The 3,406-nt window shown below is 72.5% G+C and carries 5 protein-coding genes; 3 read left to right on the forward strand and 2 right to left on the reverse strand.

Annotated elements, in window-relative coordinates:
• The first annotated feature begins 213 nt into the window (after positions 1-213).
• Complete coding sequence (locus tag AADR41_RS41615) at positions 214-594, forward strand: DUF4259 domain-containing protein (protein ID WP_342287640.1); 381 nt, start codon at positions 214-216, stop codon at positions 592-594.
• Between the two features lie 96 nt (positions 595-690).
• Here AADR41_RS41615 and AADR41_RS41620 read toward each other — a convergent pair whose 3' ends face one another.
• Positions 691-1,065, reverse strand: coding sequence for a hypothetical protein (locus AADR41_RS41620; RefSeq protein ID WP_342287641.1), 375 nt, complete (start codon positions 1,063-1,065; stop codon positions 691-693).
• A gap of 218 nt (positions 1,066-1,283) precedes the next feature.
• On the opposite strand from AADR41_RS41620, the gene AADR41_RS41625 reads away from it, so the two are divergent.
• Positions 1,284-1,847 carry a GNAT family N-acetyltransferase gene (locus tag AADR41_RS41625; RefSeq protein ID WP_342287642.1) on the forward strand — a complete coding sequence of 188 codons (564 nt, stop codon included), beginning with the start codon at positions 1,284-1,286 and terminating at the stop codon, positions 1,845-1,847.
• Positions 1,848-1,872: 25 nt separating this feature from the next.
• Here the strand turns inward: AADR41_RS41625 and AADR41_RS41630 are convergent, their stop codons facing one another.
• Complete coding sequence (locus tag AADR41_RS41630; protein ID WP_342287643.1) at positions 1,873-2,424, reverse strand: GNAT family N-acetyltransferase; 552 nt, start codon at positions 2,422-2,424, stop codon at positions 1,873-1,875.
• A 116-nt stretch (positions 2,425-2,540) separates the two neighbouring features.
• Here AADR41_RS41630 and AADR41_RS41635 point away from each other — a divergent pair, with 116 nt between their 5' ends.
• Entirely contained in the window at positions 2,541-3,155 is a 615-nt protein-coding gene (locus AADR41_RS41635) for a CGNR zinc finger domain-containing protein (RefSeq protein WP_342287644.1), read from the forward strand.
• Positions 3,156-3,406: the final 251 nt, after the last annotated feature.

A 3,406-nucleotide genomic window follows, 5' to 3' on the forward strand; every position in this document is an offset into this window, starting at 1 on the left:
GGATGGTGGGGCGGACGGCGGGGCGGACGGTGGTTCGGCGCGGTCGTGACCGGGTTGCCGGTCCGTTCGGCGGGGTCCGGAGACCGTGCCGCTGTCCGTGGCGTTGCCAGTCCCGTTGCCGGTTTCGGTCGTCAGTTCCGTTGCGGAGTTCCGTTGTCAGTGCCGTTTGTTACAACGGGGGCAGGCAGGAAAGGCCAATGGGAAGGGGGCCCCGTGGGTACCTGGGGCAGCGGGAATTTCGACAGTGACACGGCCGCGGATCATCTGTCCGGCATCACCGGACGCCTCGTCTCGGAGATCGAGGAGGCGATGGCCGGCGACCCGGTGGTCCTGGAGCCCGACGAGTACGACGGCGTCGCCGTGCCGTGCAACGTCGAGCTGCTGTGCCTGATGGCGGAGCAGGGGTACGTCGGCGCGCGGGTGCCGGAGCCCGCGGTGGTCGAGAAGTGGAAGAAGACGTTCATGGACGTGTGGGAGCGGACCATCGACGACCTGGAGCCCGGGCAGGGGTACAAGGAGGACAGACGCGCGGAGCTGATCCGTACCTTCGACCGGCTGGCGACCCTGGCCGGGCGGGAGCACGCCGGGGAGTGACCGGGCGTTCTCCGGTCTCGGGCCGAGGCGTGGTGAAGGACGAGGACGGCCGCGACGGTGCCGGTCGCGCCGGACCCGGACCAGGCCGCCGGGCGCTCACTCCTCGTCGAGCCGCCGGAGGATCCCCGTGAGGTCACCGGAGTCGAGCAGGCCGACGAGCACCTCGGTCATGCTGCCGATGCCGGCGTCCCGGACGATCAGGCCGTCAGAGCACCAGAAGTAGCGCCCGCCCAGCTCCTCGCCGGTTCGGGACCACCGTTCCATCAGGCGCTCGACCTCCGCGAGGGTGAACACGGTCGCGCTCCAGCGCGAGTTGTCCGCGGTGAGCCGCACCTCGACGTCGACGTTGCAGACGGTGTCCGGGTCCTCGCCCGCACCGGGCAGGAACGAGGCCACGAAACGATCTGTGCGAACGCGGTACCAGGGGCCGTCCCAGCCCTGCTCGACAATCGCGGTTTTGGCGTCAGTCATCCGGCGAGTATGCCGGGCCGGCCCGGCATGCCCGACCGGGTGTCCGGCAGGCTTCAGCGTCATGACCAGGGACCTTGTCCCCGACGGAGGCACCCCGAGCCCCTGAAGGGGGCACCGCGAGCCCCTGAAGGAGGCACTGCGAGCCCCCGGCGGAGGCACTCCGACAGGGGCACCCGGGCGGGCGGCGTGCCGGAATCGTGCCGGGATAGCGTGCGGGGATGGACCGTGACATCCACCGCCTCGACGCGGACGTACGACTCCGTCCCGTCACCCCGGACGACGCCGCCTCCCTCGCCGTCGCACTGACCCGCAGCCGCACGTACATGCAGCCCTGGGAGCCCGTGCGGCCCGACTCCTTCTACACCGAGCAGGGGCAGCGGGAGCGGGTGGCCGCGCTGCTCGCCGACCGCGACGCGGGACGGGCGATGCCCTGGGTGCTCGCCGACGAGGAGGACCGTGCGATCGGCGCGTTCAACCTGAACGGCATCGTGCTCGGGCCGCTCCGCAGCGGGACGCTCGGTTACTGGGTCGACGTCGAGCACGCGGGCCGCGGTCTGGCCACGGCCGCCGTGATGCGTATCTGCGAGCTGGCCAGGGACGAGCTGCACCTGCACCGGGTGGAGGCGGGGACGGTCGTGGACAACTTCGCCTCGCAGCGGGTGCTCGCGAAGTGCGGCTTCGAGCAGTTCGGGATGGCCCCGCGCTTCCTCCACATCAACGGTGAGTGGCGCGACCACTACCTTTTCCAGCGGATCCTGCACGACGGTCCGCCCACGGGCTGAGCAACCGTCCGGGGGCGGTCGGCCGTCAGAGGCCCCCGGTGCGCAGCCGGGTGTGCCGATGCCCGTCCAGCGGCCACGGCGGCCGCGCCGGAATCACCTCCGCGAAGCCGTATCCGCTCTTCTCCGCGACCCGGCAGGACGCCTCGTTGCCCAGCTGGTGCAGCAGGTCGAGCCGCATCAGTACGTCCCCCGCGAACGTCTCGAACGCCCAGTCGCCGAGGGCCCCGAGCGCCAGCGGCGCGATCCCGCGGCCGCGGGCGGGGGCAGAAGTCCAGTAGCCGACCTCCGCGTTGCCGGAGCCCGGTGCGGGGTGCTTGAGGGCCACATTGCCGACCGGTTCGCTCCCGAGGTCGCGGTCCACCACCGCGAAGCTGAAGTATCCGCCGGACACCCACCCCTCCTGCCGCACCCGCAGCCACTGCTCCGCCGTCGCCTCGTCCGTGACCTGGGACCGCAGCATGGTGCGCATCGCGGGATCGCGGTACGCCTCGATCAGCGCCGGGATGTCCTCGGCCAGCCAGGGCCGGAGCAGGAGCGGCCCGGCCGAGAGGGTGGTGGTGATGGGATCGTCGTACATACGGACACCGTACGGCCCCGCGCGACGACCCGTGGGACGGCAGGGGTTCCGGGCGGGCGCCGCGAGGGGCACCCTGGGGGAGACCCCACCGGTGACCCCGAGGCGGTGACATGCGCATGGCGGCCGGCAAGAGCTCGTGCGACTGGCGGTTCGACTCAGGTCGGCCCTGCCTGGACCTGGTGGCGACCGGGGTCGGGACCACCGGCGCGTGTGAACTGCTCGACTGCGCCGAGCGGCTCGCGGACTGGCTCGTCGCCGCCGGGCTCGTACCGAACGGCACCCACCTCGACGCCGTGGACGAGAGCTGGGTGGTGCGCTTCCGGCAATTGCGGACCGGCGTCGAACGGCTGCTGACGGCAGAGCTCGGCGGCGGCCGTGGCGCCGGGAGCGCCCTGGAACGGGTCAACGCGCTCGCCGCCGGGGCGCCACCGGGGCTGCGGGCCGTGCGCGGCAGCGGCGGCAAGCTGGTACGGACACTGAGCGCCGATCCCGAGTGCGGTGCACTGCTGGCCGCCGTCGCCCGCGACGCCGTGGAACTCCTCACCGACCCCGTGGCCCGGGCCGGGCTGCGCCGCTGCGAGGCCGACAACTGCCGCCGGCTCTACCTGGACACCTCGCGCGGCCGGCGCCGCCGCTGGTGCTCCGGCGAGGTCTGCGGGAACCGCGAGCGGGTGGCCCGGCACCGCCGTCGGGCGGCGGCTTCGGCGGCGCCGGACGCGGCTGTTCCGTAGCGAGCGACGGAATCGTGTGGCCGGTCCGAAAGAACCCTCAACCGGTACGGAAGAGTCCCCGGCCGGTACGAAGAATTCCTCGGCCGGTTTGAACGGATCGCGGCCCGTCACCGTATTCGATGACCTAGGAGCTCCACAGGATCTCGACCGGGAGGGTTCGGGTGCGCAAGGATGCGGCCGTGGCCGGTGATCGTCCGCACAGGGCTCGGCGTCGTGGCGAGCAGCCGGTGTCGCCCGCCCCGCCCCCGCAC

The sequence above is a fragment of the Streptomyces sp. CLV115 genome (assembly GCF_038448545.1).
Classification (GTDB): domain Bacteria; phylum Actinomycetota; class Actinomycetes; order Streptomycetales; family Streptomycetaceae; genus Streptomyces; species Streptomyces sanglieri.